Consider the following 3,652-nt stretch of genomic DNA (forward strand, 5'->3'; position numbering starts at 1 on the left):
CGCGACCCGCTACGATCGCTTGGCCTGCAACTATCTCGCTGCCATCGCCCTCGTTTCCTGTGTCATCGCATGGACCTGAATGAGTCCCCTACCTAAGCCCTGCAGTTGAGAGATTGCTGCGGAAGCACTGCAGAAGCGAACGGCTCGAAATGCTCGTTCAGCCCCTCCTCTCCGCGGCTGCCGTTTCCGCCAGCATGACGCTTTCCAGCCACACTCAGGACGCGGCCACGACGGCCGAACTCGCCCCGACCGGCGCTCCGGGTCGGTCTCGTCGAGGCGCCGTTCGCTGGCCTGATCTTCGTCTGCCGTGCTGCCGATGGAGAGCTCAATGGTGTGACTGCCGATCTGAGCGCGGATCTCGCCCGCCAGGTCGGCCTGCCGCTGGCCGTCGCACTGTTCCCGAATTCCGGTGCCGCGGCGGCCGCCCTCTAGGCCGCGGCGATCGATGTCAGCTTCATGCCGGTCGACGCGACCCGCCGGCAGGTAATCGATTTCGGTCCCGGCTACTACGATCTGGAGAGCACATATTTGGTCAGCGCCGGGGCGGGCATCACTAACGTGGCGCAGGTGGACAGGCCGGGCCTCCGGGTCCTGGCGATCGACGGCACCACGACGTTGCGCGCCTCCGCCCGCACGCTGACGCACACGCAGCCGGTTGCCGTCCCGTCCGTGGCCGAGGCGGTCGCGCGCATGCGCGCCGGTCAGGCGGACGCCTTCGCCCTCTCGCGCGACACGCTGCGGCCGGTGGTCCCGCAGGTCCCTGGCTCCCGGATCGTCGCGGGCGGCTTCCAGCAGACGCAAGTCGCCGTCGCCATTCCGAAGGGCCGACCTGCCGCCCTCGCCCGCGTCACGGCGTGGCTCGATGGGGCGAAGCGCACCGGCGTCGTCCGGCGGATCTTCGATGCCCGCGGCTTCCGCGACGACGCGGTCGCGCGCTAGGAGGCATGAAACACTCCTGCCAAGGCTGCGTTCGGTATCGCGCGGATCCAGTGGGGGGCGATGATACGATTTTCGACTGCGCCCCAAGGCGCTGGCCCCGAGAACAAGGAAGACGATTCGCCGATGGCAAATGACGACACTCTCGCGAAGGCGCTTGCCAACGTGAGGCAGCAGCGCGCGACCCTTGAGGCTGTTTTTGAACGGGTCGGCGCCGAGCTGAGGAAACTCCGCCTTGCCGAGCGGTCGCTCGCATCGATCGTGGAGGGCACGCCGCTGGACGAGCCTGCCGACGATTTGCCGACACACCGTCGCGCTCCGGCTGGCGAGGATCGGCCTCGTGGTAGCCGTGGCCCCCGGGGACCGCGCGCCAACTCGGCCAAGGGGCGGCTGAAGGCGCTCCTTGAGGAGGCTGGCTCTGAAGGCTTGACGCACGCCGAGCTCAGCGAGCGCCTCACGGACGTGGCCGCCAACACCCTGAACACGTACCTCAGTGTGATGGCCAACAGCGGCGAGTTGGAGCGGGACGGCGACAGATACCGTACCGGCGCTCCGGCGCCTGGTGAGCCGAACGACGCTTCTGACGATGAGGACGCTCCCGCCGAGGATGATCGGGATGGTGGCGAAAAGGCTGAGGCAGCCGAGTAAGCTCGCCTGACCCGACGTCGCTGCGCTGGTGCAGCAGGTTGCTCCTACACAGCGGCTAGGGATATTCGAGCCCAGGGGCATGTAGCTCAACGGTTAGAGCCGACCGCTCATAACGGTTTGGTTGTAGGTTCGAGGCCTGCCGGGCCCACCATCTCGGAGCAGCCGGCGTCTAGAGCACGCTGGCGTCATCTTTATCGACGAGAGCGGCGAGGGGCCGGTTGTGCGGCTACGCAAGCGGCAGGCGAGGTCACTCTGACCGTGAGCCAGCTGCTCGCTGAACCGAAAGGGCACCGCGGCGAAACGGTCATCGTCCGTGGGATCCGGTGCGTCGATCCAGGGCCTGGCGGGTTCATCTGCGAGGCTGCGGTGGGCGGTCGGCAGCTGTGAGTGGACGCTTCCGGGCTCGGCGGGACAACGGCAGCGATTGCCGAGAAGCTGATCGGCCCGTGCAACGGGCTCGCGGCGCTGGCCAAGCCGACCTGCACCTTCGACGTGACGTTCGTTCCGACCGGCTCGGGCTTCTAGGACGGCGTGACGATCATCAACACGCCCGAGATCGATATGAGCGCTCCGCGGCGTCGGTGAAGCCTCTGGTTGCCGGCGCCGGCAGCGCCTGTATCCTGGCGAGATGCGCACAGCCCTCGGCGTCCTCCTGCTACTCGCCGGCCCAGCCCTGGCCGCCGAGCCGATCGTGGGCCGCGCCTCGGTCACGGACGGCGACACGGTCGTGATCCGTGGGACCCGGATCCGCCTGCACGGCATCGACGCACCGGAGAGCGCGCAGCTCTGCCAGGACGCCGCCGGCAAGTCCTATCGCTGCGGGCAGGTCGCGGCGCTCGCTTTGGCTGACCGGATCGGCGAGGCGAACGTCTCGTGCGAACCGCGTGACACTGACCGGTACGGCCGCACCGTCGCCGTGTGCCGAAAGGGCGAGGAGGACCTGAACGCCTGGATGGTCAGCCAGGGCTACGCCACAGCCTACCAGCGCTACTCGCGCGACTACGTCGGGGCCGAGACCACCGCGAGGGCGCTGAAGCGCGGGCTCTGGGCCGGCACCTTCGATCCGCCGTCGGACTGGAGGCGCGCCAAGCGCGCCAGCGGCATCGAGACCCGGCCGGAGATGGAGAAGCATCCGGAACCTGCTCCGGCGCCCACACAGACCGCTTGCGCGATCAAGGGCAACATCTCTCGCAAGGGCGACAAGATTTACCACCTGCCCGGAAGCCGTGACTACGACCGGACCGTCATCACGACGGGCTCTGGCGAGCGCATGTTCTGCAGCGAGGACGAGGCGAAGGCTGCCGGCTGGCGTGCGGAGCGGGGTTGATCCAGTGAGAGTCGGCCCCGCCCCAAGCTGCTCACCGGGCGGGGAGGCGTCCGAGCTCGCCACCAAGTGAACCACGGCGGTACTCTCTCACTGGGTCGCCTTAGGCTCGGCGCGCCGTTGGGCATCCGCATTGGGAACCAACACAGTCGCGATCGAGAGACCGCCAATGTCGCGAATGGATATGATGGCGCGCTGGCTCCCGCCTCGGCGAGTGATTTCGCCGATGACGACCTCAAGCACGTACTGAGCGTGCGCGATAGCCGCGTTCACATCCGGCGCCTCCCGTCCCTCCCCATCCCAATCAGACAGACTGCCGGCGTGGATATCGAAGAAATACCGGCTCATTGTGCCTCCTGAGCATAGGCGAGGCCGAACCGGCGCGACTGTGCATCGTGTGCAATGCGCTGCAGCGCGATTGGTTACAGCGTCAAAAATGGCCGAAAGAGACTGGTGCGGAGAGCAGTCAACGCCAAAATGATCGATGCAACAAAAGCTTGCGCCCGTTGACAAGGCGGCCTGAGGCTTAGGGCAATTCGATGTATTGTGCCGAGAGATTAATCGGATCGTATAAGCGTCGTGTTCGGCGGGAAGCCTGTCGTGATGACATATGGGAGTCCTGAAGGCTAAGCCGCCTTCGCTCAGTGCCGCTGATCGGCCCCCACGAGGTGGTCCAAGGTCAAAGTTAGTGCAGTGTCGGTCGCTGGACCACGGCGAGCTTGGCCGGTGCAGCCGGCCAAGCGG

5 protein-coding genes and 1 tRNA gene are annotated in these 3,652 nt (G+C 66.8%); 5 read left to right on the forward strand and 1 reads right to left on the reverse strand.

Going from position 1 to position 3,652, the window contains the following annotated elements; genetic code table 11:
• Positions 1–456: 456 nt before the first annotated feature.
• The 5 genes from BM419_RS31450 to BM419_RS31465 all read left to right on the forward strand — a co-directional run bounded on the left by BM419_RS31450 (position 457) and on the right by BM419_RS31465 (position 2,911).
• The gene (locus tag BM419_RS31450; protein WP_244539888.1) at positions 457–939 is read left to right on the forward strand and encodes a type 2 periplasmic-binding domain-containing protein; all 483 of its coding nucleotides are present in this window, start codon (positions 457–459) and stop codon (positions 937–939) included.
• Positions 940–1,062: 123 nt separating this feature from the next.
• On the forward strand, positions 1,063–1,584 hold the full coding sequence (locus tag BM419_RS31455) for a hypothetical protein (protein ID WP_091928762.1): 522 nt from the start codon (positions 1,063–1,065) through the stop codon (positions 1,582–1,584).
• A 75-nt stretch (positions 1,585–1,659) separates the two neighbouring features.
• Positions 1,660–1,735: transfer RNA gene (locus BM419_RS31460), tRNA-Ile, on the forward strand.
• Positions 1,736–1,971: 236 nt separating this feature from the next.
• Complete coding sequence (locus tag BM419_RS32705) at positions 1,972–2,109, forward strand: hypothetical protein (RefSeq protein WP_170868064.1); 138 nt, start codon at positions 1,972–1,974, stop codon at positions 2,107–2,109.
• A gap of 103 nt (positions 2,110–2,212) precedes the next feature.
• Positions 2,213–2,911 (forward strand): thermonuclease family protein, encoded by a 699-nt coding sequence (locus BM419_RS31465; RefSeq protein WP_091928763.1) that lies wholly within the window; start codon positions 2,213–2,215, stop codon positions 2,909–2,911.
• 87 nt (positions 2,912–2,998) lie between these two features.
• Here BM419_RS31465 and BM419_RS31470 read toward each other — a convergent pair whose 3' ends face one another.
• Complete coding sequence (locus BM419_RS31470; RefSeq protein WP_091928764.1) at positions 2,999–3,256, reverse strand: DUF6894 family protein; 258 nt, start codon at positions 3,254–3,256, stop codon at positions 2,999–3,001.
• Positions 3,257–3,652 lie beyond the last annotated feature (396 nt).

It is taken from the genome of Methylobacterium sp. yr668, assembly GCF_900116245.1.
In the GTDB taxonomy this organism is placed as follows: domain Bacteria; phylum Pseudomonadota; class Alphaproteobacteria; order Rhizobiales; family Beijerinckiaceae; genus Methylobacterium.